The organism is Streptomyces sp. NPDC051041, from assembly GCF_044456065.1.
Taxonomy (GTDB): domain Bacteria; phylum Actinomycetota; class Actinomycetes; order Streptomycetales; family Streptomycetaceae; genus Streptomyces; species Streptomyces glaucus.
Map to the genome: position 1 here is coordinate 251400 of NZ_JBITFM010000007.1, position 23721 is coordinate 275120.

A 23721-nucleotide genomic window follows, 5' to 3' on the forward strand; every position below is an offset into this window, starting at 1 on the left:
CGGGCGCGGACCGGGAGGCGGGCCGCCGGGCGCGGGTCAGGGGCGGACGGTGCGCGGCCCCGCCACCTCGGCCCCCAGTTCCGCCACCCGGCGGCGCAGCTCCCGGTCCGCGGTGACCACCAGGACGGGACGCCCGTCCGCCCGCGCCACCAGCTCCACCATGTGGTCGTCCCCGCTGCCCGGCGCCGGCTCCACCCGCACGCCCGGCACGGAGTCCACCCCGCGGGCCGCGCCCTCCACCACCAGGACGATCTCCACGGGGCCGGGGCGCCCCGGCACCCCGTCCGCGGCCAGCCGGTCCCGCAGCCGCCGCGCGGCTCCCCGCCGGTCCCGCCACCATCCGTCGGGCACCGACCCGACGACGTTCGCGGCGTCCACGATCACGAGCAGGGGAGCGCTGTCGTCCATGCGGCCAGGGTCGCACGCCCGGCGCCGGCGGGCAGGGCCGGGCCGGGCCGCGGCATCCGCGGCGTTCCGCATAAAGTGAACCGGTGATCGGCGACTGGCTCCTGCGCGGCCGTGACGGCCGCCTCACCGTCTACCTGCCGTCCGGCGACGCCGTCCTGTGCCGTGCCGAGCGCTTCCCCGGAGGACCCTGGGAGGCGCCCCGCAGGATCGGCGGCGACCAGAAGCTGCACCCCGGCCTCGCGGTCGGGCAGGGCGCCGACGGCTACGCCCACCTCGTCGCCTGGCGGCCCACCGTGCGGGGCGAGTCGGGCCTGGTGCACTCCACCCACTTCCGGCCGCTGCTGGCGCCCCTGGACTGGAACCCGGTCGGCCACCCGAACAAGAAGGGGAAGCGCACCGGGCCGCCCGCCGTCGCGGTCGACGCCCAGGGGCGGGCCCACCTGTTCGTCCGCAACGACGGCGGAGGGGTGAGCATGCTCGGGCAGAAGGAGAAGGGCGGCTGGGGCCCGTGGCGGGACCTCGGCGGGCAGGACGTCCAGGAGCTCGCGGCCGTGACGGGGGAGTCCGGCAGGGTCGAGCTGTACGCGGCCGTGCCCGGCGGGCTGCTGCACTGGCGGCAGGAGACGCCGGGCACCCCGCCGGTGCTCCAGGAGGAGACCGAGGCGTCGGCGCGGCCCGGCACCCTGCGGGCGCTCGCCACGTCCCCGGAGCGCACCACGCTGTTCTTCACCGACGGCTCCGGCGAGGTGTGCGCCTGGCGGCCCGCCGGCAAGCCGGCGCCGCTGATCGCCTCGGCCGGTCCCGGCCCGGTCCGCGCCGTCCGCTGCGACATCGGGGGCCACGACTGCACGCTGCTCGCCCAGCGCTCCACGAGCGGCCGCGTCGCCTTCGCCGCGTATCCCACGCAGCGGGAGTCGGCCGGCGCCTGGTGGACCGAGTCCGGCCCCGCGCTGCCCGCGGACGCCGAGGTGTCCCTCGCGCTGGACGGGGACGGCCGGGTGGCCGCCGCCACCCTGTCCCCCTCCACCGGGCAGCTCCTCCTGACCCGCCGCAAGGCCGAACCCGGGCTGGCGCTGGAGGCCTGGCGGGCCGTCTGAGGCCCGGGGCGCACGGAAAGGGGGGTGGGGCGTACGGACCGCCGCCGTACGCCCCACCCCCCTTTGAGCGGGCTTCGGGTTACGCCGGGACGCTCGCCACGCCCGGCTCCAGGAACCGCTTGCCGGTGACGCGCTCGGAGACGCCCTCGCGGTCCAGGTACGGCGTGATGCCGCCCAGGTGGAAGGGCCAGCCGGCGCCGGTGATCAGGCACAGGTCGATGTCCTGCGCCTCGGCGACGACGCCCTCGTCGAGCATGAGCCCGATCTCCTGCGCCACCGCCTCCAGGACACGGGTGCGGACCTGCTCCTCGGTGAGGACGACGTCGCCCTGCTTCAGCAGCGCGGCGACCTCCGGGTCCAGCTCGGGCTTGCCGCTGTCGTAGACGTAGAAGCCGCGCTTGCCCGCCGCCACGACCGCCTTGAGGTTCGGGGAGACCGTGAAGCGGTCCGGGAACGCCCGGTTCAGCGTCTCGGAGACGTGCAGGCCGATGGCCGGGCCGACCAGCTCCAGCAGGACCAGCGGCGACATCGGCAGGCCCAGCGGCTCGACCGCCTTCTCGGCGACCTCGACCGGCGTGCCCTCGTCGATGACGTTCTGGATCTCGCCCATGAAGCGGGTCAGGATGCGGTTCACGACGAACGCCGGGGCGTCCTTGACCAGCACCGCCGTCTTCTTCAGCTTCTTGGCCACCGCGAAGGCGGTCGCCAGCGAGGCGTCGTCGGTCCGCTCGCCGCGGACGATCTCCAGCAGCGGCAGGACGGCGACCGGGTTGAAGAAGTGGAAGCCGACGACCCGCTCGGGGTGCTTCAGCTTCGACGCCATCTCCGACACCGACAGCGAGGAGGTGTTGGTGGCGAGGATCGCGTGCTCCGGCGCGACCGCCTCGACCTCGGCGAACACCTGCTGCTTGACGCCCATCTCCTCGAAGACCGCCTCGATGACGAAGTCGGCGTCCGAGAAGCCCTCGGCCTTGTCCAGGACGCCGCTCACCAGCGCCTTGAGACGGTTGGCCTTGTCCTGGTTGATGCGGCCCTTGCCGAGCAGCTTGTCGATCTCGGCGTGGACGTAGCCCACGCCCTTGTCGATCCGCTCCTGGTCGATGTCGGTCAGCACGACCGGCACCTCCAGGCGGCGCAGGAACAGCAGCGCGAGCTGGCTGGCCATCAGGCCGGCGCCGACGACGCCGACCTTGGTGACCGGGCGGGCCAGACTCTTGTCCGGGGCGCCCGCGGGGCGCTTGCCGCGCTTCTGCACCAGGTTGAACGCGTAGAGGCCGGCGCGCAGCTCGCCGCCCATGATCAGGTCGGCGAGCGCCTGGTCCTCGGCGTCGTAGCCCCGCTGGAGGTCGCCGTCCTTGGCGGCGGCGATGATGTCCAGGGCGCGGTAGGCGGCCGGGGCCGCGCCGTGCACCTTGGAGTCGGCGATGAACCGGCCCCGGGCGACGGCCTGGTCCCAGGCCTCGCCGCGGTCGATCGCCGGGCGCTCGACGGCGATCTCGCCCTTGAGGACGGCCGCGGTCCAGATGAGCGACTGCTCCAGGAAGTCGGCGCCCTCGAACAGCGCGTCGGCGATGCCGAGTTCGTAGACCTGCTTGCCCTTGAGCTGCTTGTTCTGGTTGAGGCTGTTCTCGATGATCACCGAGACGGCCTTGTCGGCGCCGATCAGGTTCGGCAGCAGGGTGCAGCCGCCCCAGCCGGGGACCAGGCCGAGGAAGACCTCGGGCAGGGAGAACGCCGGGACGGCCGCGGACACCGTGCGGTAGGTGCAGTGCAGGCCGACCTCGACGCCGCCGCCCATGGCCGCGCCGTTGTAGTACGCGAACGTCGGCACGGCGAGGCCCGAAAGGCGCTTGAAGACGTCGTGGCCGCCCTTGCCGATGGCGTGGGCGTGGTCCCGCTCCTTCAGCAGCTCCACGCCCTTGAGGTCGGCGCCGACGGCGAAGACGAACGGCTTGCCGGTGATGCCGACGCCGACGATCTCGCCGTCCGCGGCCTCCTTCTCGACCTGGTCGATCGCGGCGTTCAGGTTCGCCAGCGACTGCGGGCCGAAGGTGGTCGGCTTGGTGTGGTCGTGCCCGTTGTCCAGGGTGATCAGGGCGAACCGGCCCGCGCCCAGGGGCAGGTCGAAGTGGCGTACGTGGGCCTGGGTGACGACCTCGTCCGGGAACAGGTCCGAGGCCTGCTGCAGAAGCTCGGCGGTGGTGCTCACTTGTCCCCCTCGAAGTGCGGGTTCTCCCAGACGACCGTGGCGCCCATGCCGAAGCCGACGCACATGGTGGTCAGGCCGTAGCGGACCTGCGGCTGCTCCTCGAACTGGCGGGCCAGCTGCGTCATCAGGCGGACGCCGGAGGAGGCCAGCGGGTGGCCGAAGGCGATGGCGCCGCCGTACTGGTTGACGCGCTCGTCGTCGTCGGCGATGCCGTAGTGGTCGAGGAAGGCCAGGACCTGGACGGCGAAGGCCTCGTTGATCTCGAACAGGCCGATGTCGGAGATGGACAGGCCCGCCTTGGCGAGGGCCTTCTCCGTGGCCGGGATCGGGCCGTAGCCCATGACCTCCGGCTCCACGCCCGCGAAGGCGTAGGAGACCAGGCGCATCTTCACCGGCAGCCCGTGCTCGCGGGCGAACTCCTCGGAGGCGATGACCGAGGCGGTGGCGCCGTCGTTCAGGCCGGCCGCGTTGCCCGCGGTGACCCGGCCGTGCACGCGGAACGGCGTCTTGAGGCCGGCGATGGACTCCAGGGTCGTGCCCGGGCGCATCGGCTCGTCGGCGGTGACCAGGCCCCAGCCGGTCTCGCCGCCCTCGGGGTCGGTGCGGCGCACGGAGATCGGCACCAGGTCGGCCTGGATCTTGCCGTTGGCGTAGGCCTTGGCGGCCTTCTCCTGGGAGCGCACCGCGTACTCGTCGGCGCGCGCCTTGGTGAGGTGCGGGAACCGGTCGTGCAGGTTCTCCGCCGTCATGCCCATGAACAGGGCGGACTCGTCGACGAGCTTCTCGGAGACGAACCGCGGGTTGGGGTCGACGCCCTCGCCCATCGGGTGGCGGCCCATGTGCTCGACGCCGCCCGCGATGGCGACGTCGTACGCGCCGAACGCGATGGAGCCGGACACCGTGGTCACGGCGGTCAGGGCGCCCGCGCACATGCGGTCGATCGAGTAGCCGGGGACGGACTGGGGGAGACCGGCGAGGATGCCCGCCGTGCGGCCGATGGTCAGGCCCTGGTCGCCGATCTGCGTGGTCGCGGCGATGGCGACCTCGTCGATCTTCTTCGGGTCCAGGCCGGGGTTGCGGCGCAGCAGCTCCCGGATCGCCTTCACGACGAGGTCGTCGGCGCGGGTCTCGTGGTAGATGCCCTTCGGGCCCGCCTTGCCGAACGGGGTGCGGACGCCGTCGACGAAGACGACGTCCCTGACGGTACGAGGCACGATGGCTCTCCTCCAGGGTGCGGGATGGCACTGCTGCGGCACGCTGAGCGTGCGCTCAGATCCATGCTACTCGCGGGTAATGTCGGTGCCCAGTCCCCCCGCCCGGAGCGGTGAAGGTCACACCCCCGGATCACCCCTTCGGACCCGGCCCCGGACGCGCCTGCCCGGGCGCACGCCCTCGGACCGGGGCCGCGCAACCGCCTCCCCGGAGCCGGGTCAGGCCCTCGGGGGAGCCGTGGAGCCCCGCGGCGTCAGCACCGGCGTGGGGACCGGGTGCGAGCCCGGCCCCTCCCCGGTGATCAGCCCGAACAGGGTCCGGGCCACGTCCGCGCCGAAGCCGTGCACGTCGTGGCTCATGGCGGACAGCGTCGGGTGGGTGAGCCGGCACAGCTGGGAGTCGTCCCAGGCCAGCAGCGACACGTCGGAGGGCACCTTCAGGCCCATCTCGGCGGCCACCGACAGCCCCGCCACCGCCATGAGGTCGTTGTCGTACACGATCGCCGTCGGCCGCTCCGGCGGCGCGGCGGTCAGCAGCGACCTCGTCGCCCGCGCGCCCGCGTCGCCGGAGAAGTCGGTGGCGACCTGCCAGGCCCGGGCCAGCCCCAGCGCGCGGGCCGCCTCGTCGAAGGCGGCGGTGCGGATCGCGGTGTGCCCGAGGGCCGCCGCGCCGCCCACCCGGGCGATCCGCCGGTGCCCGAGCGCCGCCAGGTACCGCACGGCCTCCGCCACGGCCGAGGCGTCGTCGGTCCACACCGAGGTGAGCCCGCCGGTCAGCGAGGGATGCCCGACGGCGACCGCCGGCAGGCCGAGCCGGCGGACCGTGTCCACCCGGGGGTCGCCGTCGTGGAAGTCCACCAGGATCGACCCGCCGATCTGCCGCCCCCGCCACCACGACTCCAGCAGCCCGGCCTCCTCCTCCACGTTCCGCACCAGCCGCAGCAGCAGCGAGCAGGACCGCTCGGTCAGCACGCTCTCCACCCCGGAGACGAACTCCATGTAGAACGGCTCCAGCCCGAGCAGCCGGGCCGGCCGGCACACCGCCAGCCCCACCACGTCCACCCGTGAGCCGGCCAGCGTCCGGGCGGTGAGGTTGGGCGCCCAGCCCAGTTCCCGGGCGGCCCGGAAGATCCGGTCCCGGGTGGCCTCCGACAGCCCCGGCTTGTGGTTGAAGGCGAGGGACACCGCCCCCTTGGACACGCCGGCGCGCGCGGCGACGTCCTTGATGGTGACGCGCCGGGATTCCCCCTCGGCCGGGCGCGGTGGGGAACCGGGGGGAGTCGGGGTTGCCGTCATCGCAGGGGCTCCACGCAGTACAGGGCCGAACGGGCGTGCTCCGCGTCCGGGGTCTTCCAGCCGCTTACTCCTATGGTCACCCGTTCGCCGGGCAGCAGGGTGACCAGCCCCCGGTCGGCCCGCGCCCCGGGGTCCAGCCGGTCGGCCTGGAGCAGCAGGTCCCGGACCAGGGTGCGGGCCGTCACGGTGATCCCGCCCGGCGCGAGCGCCACGTCGAACTCCGGCGGTACGTAGGGCACCTCGCGGTCGGGGACGGGGAAGTACAGGGCGCGCAGCCGGTCCGCGTCGGCGACCAGGAACTCCTCGGGGCCGGCGGGCACCAGGTCGCCGGGGACGCCGATCCGGGCCACCGCCCGCGCCCCGGCCGCGAGCCGCACGCTCGCCTCCCCGAGCAGCGCGCCCTGCACGGACATCCGGCGCAGGACCAGGGTCCCCGACCACCGGCGCGCCGACTGGTTGACGGCCGCCAGCTCCAGGCCGCCGTCCCGCGCCCGGAGAGTGAGCAGCCGGTCCGCGTACAGCCGTTTCAGCTCGTGGTAGAGCGGCTTCTCGCGGCCGTCGCCGTCGATCGCGGCCCAGGAGGTCACCGGCCAGCAGTCGTTGAGCTGCCAGACGACGGTGCCCGCGCACACCGGCCAGTGCGACCGCCAGTGCTCGATCCCGGCGGCGACCGCCCGCGCCTGGTTGAGCTGCGTCAGGTAGTGCCAGCGGTCGAAGTCGCCCTCGGGGACGGCGAAGTGCCGGGCGAGCCCGCGTTCCAGCTTGCCGTTGCCGTCGTCCGCCTTCTGGTGGTGCAGCATGCCGGGGGAGTCCGGCGCGAGCTCCTCGCCGGGCAGCGCGCGGCGCAGCGTGGCGTACGCGGGCGGCGCCTGCCAGCCGAACTCGGCGACGAACCGCGGCACGCTCAGCCGGTAGTCGGCGTAGTCCGCGCGGTTCCACACCTCCCACGAGTGGTGCGTGCCGTGCGCCGGGTCGTTCGGGTGGCGGTGCCAGGAGCCGGACCAGGGGCTGCCCGCCGTGTACGGCCGCGTCGGGTCCAGCTCGGCCACCACCCGCGGCAGCAGGCCCAGGTAGTACCCCTCGCCCCAGGAGTCCCCCGCCAGCCGCCGCTCCCAGTCCCAGTCGCGAAAGCCCCACAGGTTCTCGTTGTTGCCGTTCCACAGCGCCAGGGAGGGGTGCGGCATCAGCCGTACGACGTTCTCCCGGGCCTCGGCCTCCACCTCGCCGCGCAGCGGCTGCTCCTCCGGGTAGGCCGCGCACGCGAACGGGAAGTCCTGCCACACCAGCAGCCCCAGCTCGTCGCAGGCGTCGTAGAAGTCCTCGCTCTCGTAGATGCCGCCGCCCCAGACCCGGACCAGGTCCACGCCCGCGCCGGCCGCCTGCGCCAGCCGCCGCCGGTAGCGCTCGCGGGTGATCCGGGAGGGGAGGACGTCGTCCGGGATCCAGTTGACGCCGCGCGCGAACACGCGTTCGCCGTTGACGACGAGGGTGAACCCGGTGCCGTGCGCGTCGGCCGAGGTGTCCAGCTCCACGGTCCGGAAGCCGACGCGCCGCCGCCACAGGTCCAGTGCCTCGTCGCCGTGCAGCAGCGTCAGCTCGACCTCGTACAGCGGCTGCTCGCCGTACCCGCGCGGCCACCACAGCGCGGCGTCCGGCACCCGGAGCCGTACGGTCCCCCGCGCCCCGTCGACCTCCCCGCGCGCCCGCGCCCCGCCGACCGCCGCCTCGAGGACCAGGGGCGCCTCGCCCCGGGTGCGCTCGACGTCGACGGACAGCTCGACGACCCCCGTGTCCCCGTCGACGGTGACGAGGGGCCGCACCCGGGCGATCCGGGCCGTCGACCAGTGCTCCAGCCGGACCGGGCGCCAGATGCCGGCCGTCACCAGGGTCGGCCCCCAGTCCCAGCCGAAGGAGCAGGCCATCTTGCGGACGTACTGGTAGGGCTCGGCGTAGGCGGCGGGCCGCTCGCCCAGCCGCCCCCGCACGGCCTCGGCCTCGGCGTAGGCGGAGGCGAACCGCACCGCGAGCCGCCCGCTCAGCCCGGTCACGTCGAACCGGTACGAGCGGTGCATGTTCCGCGCCCGCCCCAGCACCCGCCCGTCCAGCAGGATCTCGGCGACGGTGTCGAGGCCGTCGAAGACGAGGTCGGTCCGCTCGTGGGCCGACGCGGCGCGCAGGTCCGTCTCGTACGTCCACTCCCGCCGCCCGACCCACGCCACCTCCTTCTCGCCCAGGCCGAGGAACGGGTCCGGGATCAGCCCCGCCGCCAGCAGATCGGTGTGCACGCAGCCGGGCACCTCGGCGGGCAGCACCTCCGCGGGGTCGTCCGGGTGTCGCAGGATCCATCCCTCGGTGAGCGGTGTGGCCTGAAGCATGCACACTCCCTAAACCGGTCTACCCCAGTGCTGGGAAACATTTTGGCATCGTTGGCGGAATAGAGACTTTACCGGTTCAGTAAGCGCCTGCCAGAGTGCCGAACCAGCCAACCAGTCGTGCTCGCCCGTTTCGGAACGGAGCTGGTGCCCATGAAGCGCCGCACAGTCCTCGCCGGATCGATCGCCGCCCTCGCCCTCCTGGCCTCCGCCTGCACGGGCACCGGAGGCTCCGCCGAGGGCGCGGACGCGACGGCCCCGGACGATCCGTCCGAGGTCCGCGGGACCATCACGGTCCTCACCCACCGGACCGACCTGGTGCAGGACGGGACCATGAAGAAGTACGCCGCGGAGTTCAACCGGACCCATCCCGGGGTGAAGGTCGAGTTCGACGCCCTCACCGACTACGAGGGCGAGGTCAAGATCCGGATGAACACGGAGGACTACGGCGACGTCCTGATGATCCCGGCGGTGATCGAGAAGAAGGACTACCCGAAGTTCTTCGCCTCGCTGGGCAGCCGGGCCGAGCTGAGCGAGAAGTACCGCTTCACCGACTACTCCACCGTGGACGGCAAGGTCTACGGCCAGAGCTCCCTCGGCGTGGTCCCGGGCTTCGCCTACAACAAGCGGGTGTGGCGGGAGGCCGGCGTCACCGACTGGCCCACGACCCCGGCCGCGTTCCTCGACGCCCTGAGGGCCGTCGAGGCGCGGACGGACGCGGTGCCGTACTACACCAACTTCAAGGACATGTGGCCGCTGACCCAGTGGACCAACGTCAACGGCTCGGTCGGCTGCGACCCGCAGGCCACCACGAAGCTCGCCGAGGGCGACCCGTGGGCCGAGGGCGCCGACCTCAGGGTCGCCGACACGCTGCTGTACGACATCGTGCGCCAGGGGCTCGCGGAGAAGGACCCGACGACCACCAACTGGGAGGCGTCCAAGCCGAAGCTGGCCAAGGGCGAGATCGCCACCATGTGGCTGGGCTCCTGGGCGATCGTGCAGCTGCGGGACGCGGCCGAGCAGGCCGGCGCCGACCCGGACGACATCGGCTTCATGCCCTTCCCGGCGCAGCGGGACGGCACGTTCTGCGCGGTGACGTCCCCCGACTACCAGCAGGCGGTCAACGTCCACTCCGAGCACAAGGCGGCCGCGCGCGCCTGGATCGACTGGTTCACCGACAAGTCCGGGTACGCGGCCGCCAACCTGGCGCTGTCCCCGCTCAAGGACGCCCCGCTGCCCGACGTGCTGAAGCCGTACCGGGACGCGGGGGTGAGGCTGATCGACCTCGACGACACCAAGGGCGCCGAGGTGAAGTCCATCGACAACCGGTCCGAGGTCGGCATCTACAAGCCCGACTACCGCCAGGACCTCGTCGACCTCGCCCGCGGCGCCCGCGAGGGCGACCTGGAGGACTTCCTGGCCGGCCTCGGCGAGCGGTGGACCGAGGCGCAGCGGAACCTGGGGTCCTGATGGTCGGCGCGACGCAGAAGGCGGCGCGGCCGGTGCCGACGGCCGCGCCCGCCGGATCCGGACCGGCGCCCGTCCCGCGCGGCGCGCCGCGGTGGCGGCGCGTGACGCCCTGGCTGTTCCTGACCGCCCCGCTCGCCCTGCTGATCGCCTTCACCTACGCGCCGATCGTCAACATGGTCGCGTACAGCTTCACCGACTGGGACGGCGTCAGCCCCGGGCTGCACTACACGGGCACGGAGAACTACGCCGAGCTCCTCACCCGCCCCGAGCTGTTCGAGGTGTTCCTCGTCAGCGGCTACTACCTCGCCGCGTCCGTGGTGCAGATCGCCGCCGCGCTCTACTTCGCGACCGTCCTGAGCTTCAGCGTCCGCTTCCGGAACTTCTTCAAGGGCGTGCTCTTCTTCCCGTACCTGATCAACGGGGTCGCGATCGGCTTCGTCTTCCTGTACTTCTTCCAGGGCGGCGGCACCCTCGACTCGATCCTGCGCCTGTTCGGCCACGACGCCGACCACGCCTGGCTGTCCACGCCCGCCTCGGCGAACCTCTCCCTGGCCGGCGTCTCCGTCTGGCGCTACCTGGGCCTGAACTTCGTGCTGTTCCTCGGCGCCATCCAGTCCATCCCGGGGGAGCTGTACGAGGCGGCCGAGCTGGACGGGGCGAACCGCTGGCAGCAGTTCCGCCACATCATCGCGCCCGGCATCCGGCCCATCCTGAGCCTGACCGTGATCCTGTCCGTCTCCGGCTCGCTGTCGGTCTTCGAGATCCCGTACGTCATGACCGGCGGCGCCACCGGCACCGAGACCTTCGTGATCCAGACCGTGAAGCTGGCGTTCCAGTTCAACAAGACGGGGCTCGCCTCGGCGGCCGCGGTCGTGCTGCTGCTGATCATCCTGGCGGTGACCTGGGTGCAGCGGCGCCTCGTCCCCGACGACAAGGTGGACCTCGTATGACACGCCGTGCCGTGGCCCGCGCCCTGGTGTACCTGTCGCTGGTCCTCGCGACGCTGATGGTGCTGCTGCCGCTGGTCGTGGTCTTCCTGACCTCGCTGAAGACCTCGAGGGAGATGGCGGACGACAGCGGTGCCCTGGCGCTGCCCGACGACCCGTTCCACCTCGGCAACTACGTGACGGCCTTCGAGGACGGCCGGATGCTGACCGCCTTCGCCAACACGGCGGTCATCCTCGTCGTCGCCATCGGCGGGACGATCCTGATCGGCTCGATGACGGCCTACGCCATCGACCGCTTCACCTTCCGCTTCAAGAAACTGGTGGTGACCCTGTTCCTGGTCGCCGCGCTGGTGCCCGGTGTGACGACCCAGGTGGCGACCTTCCAGATCGTCAACAGCCTCGGCCTGTTCGACACGCTGTGGGCGCCGATCGCGCTCTACATGGGCACGGACATCGTGTCGATCTACATCTTCCTGCAGTTCGTCCGCTCCATCCCGGTCTCCCTGGACGAGGCGGCCCGCCTGGACGGCGCCAACGCGTTCACGATCTACCGGAAGGTCATCTTCCCGCTCCTCAAGCCGGCGATCGCGACGGTCGTGATCGTGAAGGGGATCAACGTCTACAACGACTTCTACATCCCGTTCCTCTACATGCCGTCGGAGGAGCTCGGCGTGATCTCGACCTCCCTGTTCCGTTTCAAGGGCCCCTTCGGCGCGCACTGGGAGACGATCTCGGCCGGGACGGTCCTGGTCATCCTCCCCACGCTGATCGTCTTCCTGTTCCTGCAGCGGTTCATCTACAACGGCTTCATGCGGGGGGCGACCAGATGAGGGGCCGCGACGCGGACGCGCGGCCCGGCGGGCGCCGGCGCCGCGGCGCCCGGCCGGCGGGAAGGCGGCGGCCGGGCCTCAGGCGGACAGGGCCTCGGCCAGCACCGGCGCCACCAGCTCCACCTGCCAGGGCCGGGCCCCGTGTCCGGCCAGCGCCGCCCCCACGGACGCGGCGTCGACCACCGCCGGCGGCTCCCAGCACACCCTGCGCACCGCGTCCGGCGCCACCAGGTTCTCCTGCGGCGTGTTGAGCCGTTCGGCCAGCGCGGACACGGCGGCCCGCGCGGCGCTCAGCCGCTCCGCGGCGGCCGGATCCTTGTCGGCCCAGGCCCGCGGCGGCGGCGGCCCGGTCACCGGCTGCCCCTGCTGCGGCAGCTGCGCCTCGGGCAGCGCCCGGGCGTGGTCGATCGCCGCCTGCCACTGCTCCAGCTGCCGCCGCCCCATGCGCCCGAACCCGTTCAGCGAGGCCAGCGCGTGCGCGTTGGGCGGCATCCCGAGCGCCGCCTCCACGATGGCGGCGTCGCCGAGCACCTTGCCCGGCGAGACGTCCCGCCGCCGGGCGATCCGGTCCCGGGTCTGCCACAGCTCCCGCACGACGGCCAGCTGCCGGCGCCGCCGCACCTTGTGCATCCCGGACGTACGCCGCCACGGGTCCTTGCGGGGCTCCGGGGGCGGGGCCGACGCGATCGCGTCGAACTCCTGGCGGGCCCACTCCAGCTTGCCCTGCCGCTCCAGCTCCTTCTCCAGCGCGTCGCGCAGGTCGACGAGGAGTTCGACGTCGAGGGCGGCGTAACGCAGCCACGGCTCGGGCAGCGGGCGGGTCGACCAGTCGACGGCCGAGTGCCCCTTCTCCAGCACGTAGCCCAGGACGCCCTCGACCATCGCGCCGAGGCCGACCCGCGGGAACCCGGCGAGCCGCCCGGCCAGCTCGGTGTCGAACAGGCGGCTGGGCACCATGCCTATCTCGCGCAGGCACGGCAGGTCCTGGGTGGCGGCGTGCAGCACCCACTCGGCGTCGGCCAGGGCCGCGCCGAGGCCGGACAGGTCGGGGCAGGCCACGGGGTCGATCAGCGCGGTCCCGGCGCCCTCGCGGCGCAGCTGGACCAGGTAGGCGCGCTGGCCGTAGCGGTAGCCGGAGGCGCGTTCGGCGTCGACGGCGACGGGTCCGGAACCGGCGGCGAAGGCGGCGGTCACCTCGGCGAGGGCGGCCTCGTCCGCGATCACGGGCGGAACGCCCTCGCGGGGCGCCAGCAGAGGGGTCGGCGCCCCCGTAGCAGAAGGTCCGCCGTCGTCCGGAGGGGCGCCTCCGGTGGTTCGCAGGTAACTGTCTGCTGCGGTCTCATGGGCGTCGGTCACATGTCAAGAGTATCCGTGCGAGGACGGCGCCCGCCGACGGAACGTTCCGTCGACGGGCGCCGTGGGGTCGCGAACCGGTCAGGGCCGGGCGGGACGGCTCCCGGCCGGGGCGGGGCGCGGCCGGGGATCGGGGGGCCGACCGGGTTCACCGCGGCGAACGCGGATGGGCGGGAGCGGGGCGGACGGGGCGGGAGCGGGGTGGGCGGGGCGGGTGTCAGTGGATGATGCCGGTCCGCAGGGCCACCGCGACCATGCCGGCGCGGTCGCCGGTGCCCAGCTTGCGGGCGATGCGGGCGAGATGGCTCTTGACGGTCAGCGCGGACAGGCCCATCGAGACGCCGATCGCCTTGTTCGACTGGCCCTCCGCGACCAGGCGCAGCACCTCGACCTCGCGGCCGGACAGCTCGCGGTAGCCGCCCGGGTGGCTCGGGGCACCCGGGGGGCGGCGGTGCAGGCGCGCGGCGGCGGCGCCGATGGGGGCGGCACCAGGCCGGGTGGGGAGCCCGACGTTGGTGCGGGTGCCGGTGACGACGTAGCCCTTGACGCCGCCGGCGAGGGCGTTGCGTACGGCGCCGATGTCGTCGGCGGCGGACAGGGCGAGCCCGTTGGGCCAGCCCGCGGCTCTGGTCTCCGACAGCAGGGTGAGGCCGGAGCCGTCGGGCAGATGGACGTCGGCGACGCAGATGTCGCGGGGGTTGCCGATGCGGGGACGAGCCTCCGCGACGGACGAGGCTTCGATGACATCGCGCACGCCGAGCGCCCACAGGTGGCGGGTGACGGTGGAACGGACGCGTGGATCGGCCACGACCACCATGGCGGTCGGCTTGTTCGGGCGATAGGCGACCAGGCTTGCGGGCTGCTCTAGGAGAACGGACACCAGGCCTCCTGGGGTGCGGGACGGGGTCGGCTCATGGGGGATGAAGCCGGGACGAACCGTGCTTTCAAGGTCACAGTCGTCTTCGGCACCGAACCCGTCCGCCTTTAGGGGATGATCACGATCCAGTGAGTAACAATCCGTGCAATTCGGACAGTCGATCGATCATTCGAAGCCCGCGCGGCTTCGCTCTGCGCTGCTCTGCGCTCGAAAATGTCCGTATCGACAAAGTGACTCGACCAAGTGAGGGACGGGGGCGTGATCGGTCGGGAACAAGCGGATGATCGGCCCGGAACCGCCCCGCGCCGGGGCCGGTGACGGCCCGGTCGGCGGTCCCGCGGCCGGCTGCGGGCCCTCGGCCGGCCGACGGTCCCGCCGGTGGGCGTGGCTGCGGCCGGCCGGTGCGGGCGCGGCCGGTCAGCGCGACTGCGGACCGCGCCGCTGCGGCAGCGTGACCACCGACGCGTCCCCCGGCCCGGCCGGCGGCAGACCCGCGACCTGGGCGAGCAGATCGCACCAGGACGCCAGGTGCGCGGCGGTGTCCGGCACCCCGCCCAGGCCCTCCCGGGGCGTCCAGGACGCGCGGATCTCGATCTGCGAGGCGGCCGGGCGCGCGGACAGCCCGCCGAAGTAGTGCGAGCTCGCACGCGTCACGGTGCCGCTCGGCTCGCCGTACCCCAGCCCGCGCGCCTGCAGCGCGCCGGTCAGCCAGGACCAGCACACCTCCGGCAGCAGCGGGTCCGCGGCCATCTCCGGCTCCAGCTCCGCGCGCACCAGCGTCACCAGCCGGAACGCGCCCCGCCAGGCCTCGTGCCCGGCCGGGTCGTGCAGCAGCACCAGGCGGCCGTCGGCCAGGTCCTGCTCGCCGTCGACGACCGTCGCCTCCACCGCGTACGCGTACGGCGCGAGCCGCTGCGGCGCCGGGATCGGCTCCACCTCGACCTGGGGCCGCAGCCGCGCCGTCCTCAGCGCGTCGACGGCGGCCCGGAAGGGCGGCGGAACCGTCCTGCCCCCGTCCCGGACGTCCTCCTCGGTGTTCTTCGGTTCGTCCATTCCGCCAGCGTCGTCCGACAGTCGTCCCTGAGCCGCAGCCATGCGGGGAAGATTAAGGGGAACGGGCGCCCGGCGCAGGGCAAGACACCCTCTTGCCGGGCGCCCGCGTCGCCACCGGGGCCGGGCGCGGGCGGAGCGGTTCCGCGGCCGTGCGAGACTTGCCGTCGTGAGTGCCAACGACAGCCCCGCGAGCCAGCAGCCGACAGCGACCTCCGACGCGGTCAAGGATTCCGCCTTCCTGAAGGCGTGCCGGCGCGAACCGGTGCCGCACACGCCCGTGTGGTTCATGCGGCAGGCGGGGCGATCCCTGCCGGAGTACCGCAAGGTGCGCGAGGGCGTCCCCATGCTGGAGTCCTGCATGCGGCCCGAGCTGATCACCGAGATCACCCTGCAGCCGGTGCGCCGGCACGGCGTGGACGCGGCGATCTACTTCAGCGACATCGTGGTCCCGCTCAAGGCCATCGGCGTCGACCTCGACATCAGGCCCGGCGTCGGCCCGGTCGTCGAGCGCCCGGTCCGCACCCGCGCCGACCTCGCGCAGCTGCGCGACCTGGCCCCCGAGGACGTGCCCTACGTCACCGAGGCGATCGGCCTGCTCACCCGCGAGCTCGGCGCCACCCCGCTCATCGGCTTCGCGGGCGCCCCGTTCACCCTCGCGAGCTACCTCGTCGAGGGCGGCCCGTCCCGCACGTACGAGAACGCCAAGGCGATGATGTACGGCGACCCGCAGCTGTGGGCCGACCTGCTGGACCGTCTCGCCGACATCACGGCCGCCTTCCTGAAGGTGCAGATCGAGGCGGGCGCGAGCGCCGTCCAGCTCTTCGACTCCTGGGCCGGGGCGCTCTCCCCGGCCGACTACCGCCGCTCGGTGCTGCCCGCCTCGGCGAAGGTCTTCCAGGCGGTCGCGTCCTACGGCGTGCCGCGCATCCACTTCGGCGTCGGCACCGGTGAACTCCTCGGCCTCATGGGCGAGGCGGGCGCCGACGTCGTCGGCGTGGACTGGCGCGTCCCGCTCGACGACGCCGCCCGCCGGGTCGGCCCCGGCAAGGCGCTGCAGGGCAACCTCGACCCGGCGGTCCTCTTCGCCCCGCGGGAGGCGGTGGAGGCCAGGACCCGCGAGGTCCTGGACGCCGCGGCGGGCCTGGAGGGCCACGTCTTCAACCTCGGCCACGGCGTGATGCCGTCCACCGACCCGGACGTGCTCACCCGCCTCGTGGAGTACGTCCACACGCAGACCGCCCGCTGAGCCGCCCGCGCCCGGGCCGGCGGCCCCGAGTTCCGGGGGCCGGCCCGGGGCACGTGAGCCTGCCCCGTGCGGGCCGGCCCCCGCTCCTCACCAGCCCGGCCGCGCCCGCCTGCCGAACAGCGCGCCGCGCGGCTCCGGGGGCGGCGGGGTGCCGGGGCGCAGCGGCCAGGCGATCAGCATGCCCGCCACGAAACCGGCGACGTGCGCCAGGTAGGCCACGGTGCCGGCCTGGGAGACGCCCCCGCCGGAGGAGTACACCGCCTGCAGCACGAACCACAGGCCCAGCACGATCCAGGCCGGCAGCCGCAGCGGCAGGAAGATCAGGAAGGGGACGAGGACCCAGACCCGGGCCCTCGGATACAGCACCAGGTAGGCGCCCAGCACCCCGGCGATCGCCCCGGAGGCGCCGATCAGGGGCTCGCCCGAGCCGGAGTTCGCGAGGGCGAAGACGTACGCGGCCGCGTAGCCGCAGACGAGGTAGAACAGCAGGAACCGCACGTGCCCCATGCGGTCCTCGACGTTGTTGCCGAAGATCCACAGGAAGAGCATGTTGCCCAGCAGGTGCAGCCAGCCGCCGTGCAGGAACATCGCCGTGAGCACGCTCAGCTCCGGCGACTTGTCGTAGCCCGGCGGTCCGACCACGCAGCCCGGTCCCTGCGGGCCCATGCCGATCTCGCCCGTGGGCACCACCTGCGGCATCCGGTGGTGGATCAGCTCCCGCGGCACCGCCGCGTACTGGTCTAGGAACGCCTGGAGGTGACACAGCTGGGCCAGGCCGCCCTCGCCCGTCACGGAGCCGGCGAGGCCCGGTGTGAACAGGAAGACCAGGATGTTCGCGGCGAGCAGCGCGTACGTCACCCAGGGGGTGCGGCGCACGGGGTTCACGTCATGCACGGGGATGACCACGGGGGACTAGTGCCCGCTGCGCAGGGGGCGAATCGGCGGACACGGCCGTCCGGGTCCGCGTACGGCTCCCCGGCCGCACGGCGGGCCGAGCGGCCGCTCGGTGGGCCGGTGCGGCCCTCACCCCGCCCGCCGCACCTCCTGCGCCGCCTTGCGGGCCGCCACCAGCACCGGGTCCCACACCGGCGAGAAGGGCGGGGCGTAGCCCAGGTCCAGGGAGGTCATCGCGTCGACCGTCATCCCTGCCGTGAGGGCCACCGCCGCGACGTCCACCCGCTTGCCCGCGCCCTCCCGGCCCACGATCTGCACGCCCAGCAGACGGCCCGTGCGGCGTTCGGCGAGCATCTTGACCGTCATGGGGGAGGCGCCGGGGTAGTAGCCCGCGCGGCTGGTGGACTCGACGGTGACCGTGACGTACCGCAGACCCGCCCGGCGGGCGTCCTTCTCGCGCAGGCCGGTGCGGGCGATCTCCAGGTCGCACACCTTGCTGACGGCCGTACCGACCACGCCGGGGAAGGTGGCGTAGCCGCCGCCCACGTTGGTGCCGATGACCTGGCCGTGCTTGTTGGCGTGGGTGCCCAGGGCGATGTGCCGCTCCTGGCCGGAGACCAGGTCGAGGACCTCGACGCAGTCGCCGCCGGCCCAGACGTTCTCCTGGCCGCGCACCCGCATGGCCCGGTCGGTCAGCAGGCCGCCGTGGGCGCCGAGGGGCAGACCGGCCGCCTCGGCGAGCGCCGTCTCCGGGCGTACGCCGAGGCCGAGCACGACCACGTCCGCCGGGAACTCGGCGTCCCGGGTGGCCACCGCCCGCACCCGGCCGTCGTCGCCGGTGAGCACCCCGGTGACCTCGGCGTCGCCGACCATCGTGATGCCCAGGCCCGTCATGGCCTCGTGCACCAGGCGGCCCATGTCCGGGTCGAGCGTGGACATCGGCTCGCCGGCGCGGTCGACGACCGTCACCTCGTAGCCGCGGTCGATGAGCGCCTCCGCCATCTCCACGCCGATGTAGCCCGCGCCGACCACCACCGCCCGGCGGCCCCGCGCGCGGGCCAGGCTGTCGAGCAGTTCCTGGCCGTCGTCCAGGGTCTGCACCCCGTGCACGCCGGGCGCGTCGACGCCGGGGATGCCGGGCCGGACCGGGCGGGCGCCGGTCGCGACGACGAGGTGGTCGTACGACGTCCAGGACTCGGCGCCGGAGTCCACGTCCCGGGCGCGCACCCGCCCCCGGTCGAGGTCGATCTCCGTGACCTCGGTGCGCATCCGCAGGCCGATGCCGCGCGCCCGGTGCTCCTCGGGCGTGCGGGCGATCAGCCGGTCGCGGTCGGGGACGGCGCCGCCCACCCAGTACGGGATGCCGCACGCCGAGTAGGAGGTGAAGTGGCCCCGCTCGAACGCCACGATCTCCAGCTCGCCGGGCCCCTTCATACGGCGGGCCTGCGACGCCGCGGACATCCCCGCGGCGTCGCCGCCGATCACCACCAGTCGCTCCGCGGCACCCCGTGCACGGCTCAGGTCCATGCGCACACGTTACGGGGCGGGCCGGGACGGGGCGTGCGCAAGGCCGTACGCGCGTACGGGCATCCCCGGGGCCGTGGGGACCGGCCCCCCCGCGACGCCGGCGGGTCGCGGACGTTCGGCCGGGACGGTTGCGGCGCGGGCACGGCGGGGACCCGGTCCGGGCGCCCGGTCGCGACGGCCGCCGTCGGCGGCGTCTGAGAAGGTGGAGCCATGAGCGGATCACGTACGGGCACGGACCACGTCGTCGTCATCGGGGCCGGCATCGCCGGGCTGGCGGCCGCCCACCGGCTGCTGGGGCACGGATCGCGGGTGACCGTCCTGGAGGCGGCCGAGCGCGTCGGCGGCAAGCTGCTGCCCGGCGAGATCGCCGGTGTCCGCGTCGACCTCGGCGCCGAGTCGATGCTGGCGCGCCGCCCCGAGGCCGTCGGCCTCGCCCACGAGGTGGGCCTCGCCGACCGCCTCCAGCCGCCGGCCACCGCGACGGCCTCCCTGTGGACCCGCGGCGCCCTGCGCCCCATGCCCAGGGGCCACGTCATGGGCGTCCCCGGCACCGCCTCCGCCCTCGCCGGCGTCCTGTCCGAGGAGGGGCTGGAGCGCATCGGGCGCGACGCCGACCTGCCCCGCACCGAGATCGGCGACGACGTGGCGGTGGGGGAGTACGTGGCGGCGCGCCTGGGCCGCGAGGTCGTCGACCGCCTGGTGGAGCCGCTGCTGGGCGGGGTGTACGCGGGCGACGCGTACCGCATCTCCATGCGCCTGGCCGTCCCGCAGCTGTTCCGGGCCGCGCGGACGCACACCTCCCTGCTGGAGGCGGTGCGCGCCGTCCAGGCCGGGGCGGCCGGCGGCCAGGGGACCGGGCCGGTGTTCATGGGCGTCGAGGGCGGGGTCGGCACCCTGCCGCTCGCGGTCGCGGAGTCGGTGCGGGCGCGCGGCGGCGAGATCCTGACCGGGACGCCGGTGACACGGCTGCGCCGCGAGGCGCCCACCGGGTGGCGGGTCGTCGCCGGTGACCGCGTCCTGCGCGCGGACGCCGTGGTCGTCGCCGTCCCCGCGCCCGCCGCAGCCGGCCTGCTGCGCGCCGAGGCCCCGGCGGCCGCCGCCGAGCTGGCCGCCGTCGAGTACGCCTCCATGGCCCTGGTCACCCTCGCCTACCGCCGCGCCGACGCCGCCCTGCCCGAGGGCAGCGGCTTCCTCGTGCCGCCGGTCGACGGGCGCACCGTCAAGGCGTCCACCTTCGCCTCGAACAAGTGGGGCTGGATCGCCGCCGAGGACCCCGGCCTCGTCGTCCTGCGCACCTCCGTCGGGCGGTACGGCGAGACGGAGATCCTCCAGCGCGACGACGCGGACCTGGTCGAGGCCTCCCGGCGCGACCTGCGGGAGGCGACCGGCCTGGACGCCGTCCCGGTCGCCGCCCGCGTCACCCGCTGGGACGGCGGCCTGCCCCAGTACCCCGTCGGCCACCACGCGCGCGTGGCCCGCATCCGCGAGCACGTCGCCGGGCTGCCGGGCCTCGCCGTGTGCGGCGCGCCGTACGACGGCGTCGGCATCCCGGCGTGCATCGCGAGCGCGTACGCGGCCGTGGACCAGATCCACGGCGACCTGCGCGGTATGCGGCGGCTCACCGCCGACCCGGTGCAGAGCCTGCACGGCGGAGCGGGAGAATGAGGGACATGAGTGACGACGCCCCCACCACCGCGCCCGACCGGATCCCGAACAAGGGCAAGCTGGCCAAGGACCTCAACGAGGTCATCCGCTACACCCTCTGGTCCGTCTTCCGGCTGAAGGACGCGCTGCCCGCGGACCGCACCGGGTACGCCGACGAGGTCCAGGAGCTGTTCGACCAGCTCGCCGCGAAGGACGTGACCGTCCGCGGCACCTACGACGTCTCCGGTCTGCGCGCCGACGCCGACCTGATGATCTGGTGGCACGCCGAGACCAGCGACCAGCTCCAGGAGGCGTACAACCTCTTCCGCCGCACCCGGCTGGGCCGCGCCCTGACGCCGGTGTGGTCCAACATGGCGCTGCACCGCCCGGCCGAGTTCAACCGCTCGCACATCCCGGCGTTCCTCGCCGACGAGACGCCGCGCAACTACGTCAGCGTCTACCCCTTCGTGCGGTCCTACGACTGGTACCTGCTGCCGGAGGAGGACCGCCGCCGGATGCTCGCCGACCACGGCAAGATGGCCCGCGGCTACCCGGACGTGCGCGCCAACACGGTCGCCTCGTTCTCGCTGGGCGACTACGAGTGGATCCTCGCCTTCGAGGCCGACGAGCTGCACCGCATCGTCGACCTCATGCGTCACCTGCGCGGTTCGGAGGCCCGCCTGCACGTCCGGGAGGAGGTGCCGTTCTTCACCGGGCGCCGCAAGGACGTCGCCGAGCTGGTGGCGGGGCTGGCCTGACCCGGCGCGGCACGGGCGGGCGGCCTGATCAGCGCGCCGCCGGGACGGGCCGCGGTTCCGGGCGCGGGGCGCAGGACGCGTTCCGCGCCGGGAGGCGGCCCTCCAGCAGGTACGCCTCCACATGGGCGTTGACGCAGCGGTTCGGGCCGCCCGCCAGGCCGTGCGAGCCGGCGCCCCGCTCGGTCACCAGGACCGAGCCCGGCAGCCGGCGGTGGAGTTCGAGGGCGCCGTCGTAGGGGGTGGCGGCGTCCCGCTCGGCGGCCAGGAGCAGCGTCGGCGGCAGCCGTCCCGGCGCGGTCCGCACGTCGAGCGGTCGCTGCCGGGGCGCCGGCCAGTAGGCGCACGGCAGGTTCGTCCACACGTTGTCCCACGTCCCGAACGGCGCCACCCGCGCGAGCCGCGTGTTGTCCCGGTTCCACACCTCCCACTCCGTCGGCCAGGGCGCGTCGTTGCACTCGACGGCCAGGTACACCGCGCGCGTGTTCTCCGCCTCCGCCGCCGCCTCGGGATGCGGCCCCGCCTGCTCGACCAGCGGCCCGGGATCCCCCCTCAGGTACGCCGCCAGGGCGTGCGCGCGGTGCGGCCAGAAGTCGTCGTGGTACCCGGTCTGCAGGAACGCCTTCCGCAACTGCTCCGGCCCCACCGTGCCCCCGGCGGGCTCCACCGCGAGGCGCGCGCTCGCCCGCTCGTAGCCGCGCCGCACCTCCTCGGGCGTGCCGCCCAGCCCGTACACGGCGTGGTGCCGGGCCGCCCACGCCCGGAAGTCCGCCCAGCGGGTCTCGAACGCCAGCGACTGGTCGAGGTTGTTGCGGTACCAGATCTCCCCGGGGGCGGGATCGACCACCGAGTCGAACACCATCCGCCGCACGTGCGAGGGGAACAGCGTCGCGTACAGCGCCGCGAAGTACGTGCCGTAGGAGGAGCCCAGGAACGTCAGCCGCTCCTCGCCGAGCGCCGCCCGCAGCACGTCCAGGTCGCGGGCGTTGTTCAGGGAGTGGTAGTGCCGCAGCGCGGAGCCCGCCCGCTCGGCGCAGCCGCGGGCCAGGGCCCTGGCCCGCGCGATGCGTTCCTTCTTGTCCGCCTCCGAGGGATGCGCCGGCGCCCGCGCGGGCGCCTCGGCGAACCGCTCCGGGTCCTGGCACGACAGGGGCGCCGAGCGGCCGACCCCGCGCGGTGCGTAGCCGACGAGGTCGTACGCCGCCGCGATCCGCTTCCACTCGGGCATCACGCCGATCAGCGGGAACGCCATGCCGGAGGCGCCGGGCCCGCCCGGGTTGAGGACCAGGGCGCCCTGCCGGGGCACCTTCCGCCCGCTGTCGCGCGGGTCCTTCCGCGTGGCCCGCACCCGGCTGACGGTGAGCCCGATCTGCCGGCCGTCGGGACGCGCGTAGTCGAGCGGGACGGTCACCGTGCCGCACCGCACGCCGTCCGGCAGGTCCTGCTCCGCGGGGCAGGGGCCGAAGTCGATGCCGGCGGCCGCGGCCCGCGCGGCGGCCACCGCGGTGCCGCGCCGCTCGGCCGCGCCGGGGACCGCGGGGGCGCCGTCGGCGGGGGCGGCAGCGAGGGTGCTCAGCAGCAAGGACCCGGCGGCCGAGCAGAGGACGGCGGCTCTCATCGCGTATCCCTTCGGGGTGCAGACAGCGGCAGAAGGGATGTTTCGCCCGGTGCCGGGGGAAGGCAAGCACCGTCCGCCGGTGTCGGCGCCGAACGCCCGGTGCGCCCCGGCGCCCTCAGCCGTGCCGTTCGCGGTGCGCGAGGGCCGCGCGCAGTTCCGGCTCGCCGACCGCGCGGATGCCGCGTACGGCGACGGCGGCGAGGTACGCACGGTCGTCCTCGGCGCCGCCGGTGCGCCGGGCCAGCGCGTGCAGCAGCCGCTGCCCGGCCGGGGAGGCCCAGCGCGAGTACGGGTGGGCCTCGATCCGCGCCAGGACGAGGCAGCCCAGCGTCAGGGCGAGCGGCAGCGCGAACCACAGGGCGACCAGGTGCCGCGGCACGTCCGGCGGCACCGGCAGCGCGAGGGCGGCCGCGCCCAGCGCGGACACGGCCGCCGCGGCGAGCCGCACCCGCCGCACCCCGTCCGCGACGCCGTTCCCGGCGCCGTCCGGCACGGCCAGGCCCGCTTCGACGAGCCGGTCGGCGAGGCCGCGCACCGCGTCCGCCGCCGCCGTGGCGGCCCGCACCGGCGCGATCCGGGACTGCCCCCCGGGTCCGATGGCCCCGATGACGGACCGTTCCATCTCGTCGCGTCCGTGCGGATCGACGACGGTCGCCCACCCGGTGCGCGCCAGCAGCAGCCGGCGCCGGCGCGCCATGGAGACCAGGGTGAGGTCGGCGACCCGCCGGGGCCCGCCGGACAGGAACGCGGCCTCGTACAGCGTCAGTTCACGTTCCCGGGCCGCGGCCGCGCCGCCGGTGTCCACGGCCGCCGCCCGGGCGGCGGCCAGGCACAGCCGCGCGCACGCCGTGCCGGCCACGGCCCAGGCCGGCAGCAGCAGAAGGAGCCATGACATGCCGTGTTTGTACGCCAGG

At 74.3% G+C, this 23721-nt stretch carries 19 protein-coding genes; 7 read left to right on the forward strand and 12 right to left on the reverse strand.

The features are described 5' to 3' along the window. Positions 1–36: 36 nt before the first annotated feature. Positions 37–408 carry an NTP pyrophosphohydrolase gene (locus ACIBAI_RS15200; RefSeq protein WP_399034310.1) on the reverse strand — a complete coding sequence of 124 codons (372 nt, stop codon included), beginning with the start codon at positions 406–408 and terminating at the stop codon, positions 37–39. A gap of 83 nt (positions 409–491) precedes the next feature. Between ACIBAI_RS15200 and ACIBAI_RS15205 the strand changes: the two genes are divergently transcribed. Next, the gene (locus ACIBAI_RS15205) at positions 492–1505 is read left to right on the forward strand and encodes a hypothetical protein (protein WP_399034311.1); all 1014 of its coding nucleotides are present in this window, start codon (positions 492–494) and stop codon (positions 1503–1505) included. 79 nt (positions 1506–1584) lie between these two features. Here the strand turns inward: ACIBAI_RS15205 and ACIBAI_RS15210 are convergent, their stop codons facing one another. The 4 genes from ACIBAI_RS15210 to ACIBAI_RS15225 form a co-directional block, all read right to left on the reverse strand. Beyond that, positions 1585–3714: a 3-hydroxyacyl-CoA dehydrogenase NAD-binding domain-containing protein gene (locus tag ACIBAI_RS15210; RefSeq protein ID WP_399034312.1), complete on the reverse strand. Its 2130-nt coding sequence runs from the start codon at positions 3712–3714 to the stop codon at positions 1585–1587. Continuing rightward, a complete protein-coding gene (locus tag ACIBAI_RS15215; RefSeq protein WP_399034314.1) occupies positions 3711–4928 on the reverse strand; it encodes a thiolase family protein in 1218 nt (405 codons plus the stop codon). The genes ACIBAI_RS15210 and ACIBAI_RS15215 overlap by 4 nt, the downstream gene beginning before the upstream one ends. Before the next feature lie 216 nt (positions 4929–5144). Beyond that, positions 5145–6221 (reverse strand): LacI family DNA-binding transcriptional regulator, encoded by a 1077-nt coding sequence (locus ACIBAI_RS15220; RefSeq protein ID WP_399034316.1) that lies wholly within the window; start codon positions 6219–6221, stop codon positions 5145–5147. Next, entirely contained in the window at positions 6218–8596 is a 2379-nt protein-coding gene (locus ACIBAI_RS15225; RefSeq protein WP_399034318.1) for a glycoside hydrolase family 2 protein, read from the reverse strand. Before ACIBAI_RS15225 ends, ACIBAI_RS15220 begins: the two co-directional genes overlap by 4 nt. Positions 8597–8746: 150 nt before the next feature. Here ACIBAI_RS15225 and ACIBAI_RS15230 point away from each other — a divergent pair, with 150 nt between their 5' ends. The 3 genes from ACIBAI_RS15230 to ACIBAI_RS15240 are packed head-to-tail and all read left to right on the forward strand — an operon-like array spanning position 8747 to position 11840. Then, positions 8747–10063 carry an ABC transporter substrate-binding protein gene (locus ACIBAI_RS15230; protein WP_399034319.1) on the forward strand — a complete coding sequence of 439 codons (1317 nt, stop codon included), beginning with the start codon at positions 8747–8749 and terminating at the stop codon, positions 10061–10063. Next, positions 10063–11013: a carbohydrate ABC transporter permease gene (locus tag ACIBAI_RS15235; protein ID WP_399034322.1), complete on the forward strand. Its 951-nt coding sequence runs from the start codon at positions 10063–10065 to the stop codon at positions 11011–11013. Before ACIBAI_RS15230 ends, ACIBAI_RS15235 begins: the two co-directional genes overlap by 1 nt. Beyond that, on the forward strand, positions 11010–11840 hold the full coding sequence (locus tag ACIBAI_RS15240; RefSeq protein WP_399034323.1) for a carbohydrate ABC transporter permease: 831 nt from the start codon (positions 11010–11012) through the stop codon (positions 11838–11840). The genes ACIBAI_RS15235 and ACIBAI_RS15240 overlap by 4 nt, the downstream gene beginning before the upstream one ends. Positions 11841–11918: 78 nt before the next feature. On the opposite strand, the gene ACIBAI_RS15245 is transcribed toward ACIBAI_RS15240, so the two are convergent. The 3 genes from ACIBAI_RS15245 to ACIBAI_RS15255 form a co-directional block, all read right to left on the reverse strand. After that, a complete protein-coding gene (locus ACIBAI_RS15245) occupies positions 11919–13196 on the reverse strand; it encodes an HRDC domain-containing protein (RefSeq protein ID WP_399034326.1) in 1278 nt (425 codons plus the stop codon). A 214-nt stretch (positions 13197–13410) separates the two neighbouring features. Then, positions 13411–14073, reverse strand: coding sequence for a response regulator transcription factor (locus ACIBAI_RS15250; protein WP_003972894.1), 663 nt, complete (start codon positions 14071–14073; stop codon positions 13411–13413). A 414-nt stretch (positions 14074–14487) separates the two neighbouring features. Next, entirely contained in the window at positions 14488–15165 is a 678-nt protein-coding gene (locus ACIBAI_RS15255; protein ID WP_344600292.1) for a DUF3000 domain-containing protein, read from the reverse strand. A 124-nt stretch (positions 15166–15289) separates the two neighbouring features. Between ACIBAI_RS15255 and hemE the strand changes: the two genes are divergently transcribed. Beyond that, positions 15290–16369 (forward strand): uroporphyrinogen decarboxylase, encoded by a 1080-nt coding sequence (hemE, locus tag ACIBAI_RS15260; protein ID WP_399034330.1) that lies wholly within the window; start codon positions 15290–15292, stop codon positions 16367–16369. Positions 16370–16456: 87 nt separating this feature from the next. Here the strand turns inward: hemE and ACIBAI_RS15265 are convergent, their stop codons facing one another. Both ACIBAI_RS15265 and ACIBAI_RS15270 read right to left on the reverse strand, forming a co-directional pair. After that, positions 16457–17275: a rhomboid family intramembrane serine protease gene (locus ACIBAI_RS15265; RefSeq protein WP_399034332.1), complete on the reverse strand. Its 819-nt coding sequence runs from the start codon at positions 17273–17275 to the stop codon at positions 16457–16459. 117 nt (positions 17276–17392) lie between these two features. Next, the gene (locus ACIBAI_RS15270) at positions 17393–18790 is read right to left on the reverse strand and encodes an FAD-dependent oxidoreductase (RefSeq protein ID WP_399034334.1); all 1398 of its coding nucleotides are present in this window, start codon (positions 18788–18790) and stop codon (positions 17393–17395) included. A 210-nt stretch (positions 18791–19000) separates the two neighbouring features. Between ACIBAI_RS15270 and hemG the strand changes: the two genes are divergently transcribed. Beyond that, complete coding sequence (gene hemG / locus ACIBAI_RS15275; RefSeq protein WP_399034336.1) at positions 19001–20455, forward strand: protoporphyrinogen oxidase; 1455 nt, start codon at positions 19001–19003, stop codon at positions 20453–20455. Between the two features lie 5 nt (positions 20456–20460). Further along, complete coding sequence (hemQ, locus tag ACIBAI_RS15280; RefSeq protein WP_399034338.1) at positions 20461–21192, forward strand: hydrogen peroxide-dependent heme synthase; 732 nt, start codon at positions 20461–20463, stop codon at positions 21190–21192. Between the two features lie 28 nt (positions 21193–21220). Here hemQ and ACIBAI_RS15285 read toward each other — a convergent pair whose 3' ends face one another. Together ACIBAI_RS15285 and ACIBAI_RS15290 are read right to left on the reverse strand one after the other, a co-directional pair. Continuing rightward, positions 21221–22807 carry an alpha/beta hydrolase gene (locus ACIBAI_RS15285; RefSeq protein WP_399034340.1) on the reverse strand — a complete coding sequence of 529 codons (1587 nt, stop codon included), beginning with the start codon at positions 22805–22807 and terminating at the stop codon, positions 21221–21223. A 115-nt stretch (positions 22808–22922) separates the two neighbouring features. Further along, entirely contained in the window at positions 22923–23702 is a 780-nt protein-coding gene (locus tag ACIBAI_RS15290) for a TIGR04222 domain-containing membrane protein (protein WP_399034342.1), read from the reverse strand. Between the last annotated feature and the right edge of the window lie 19 nt (positions 23703–23721).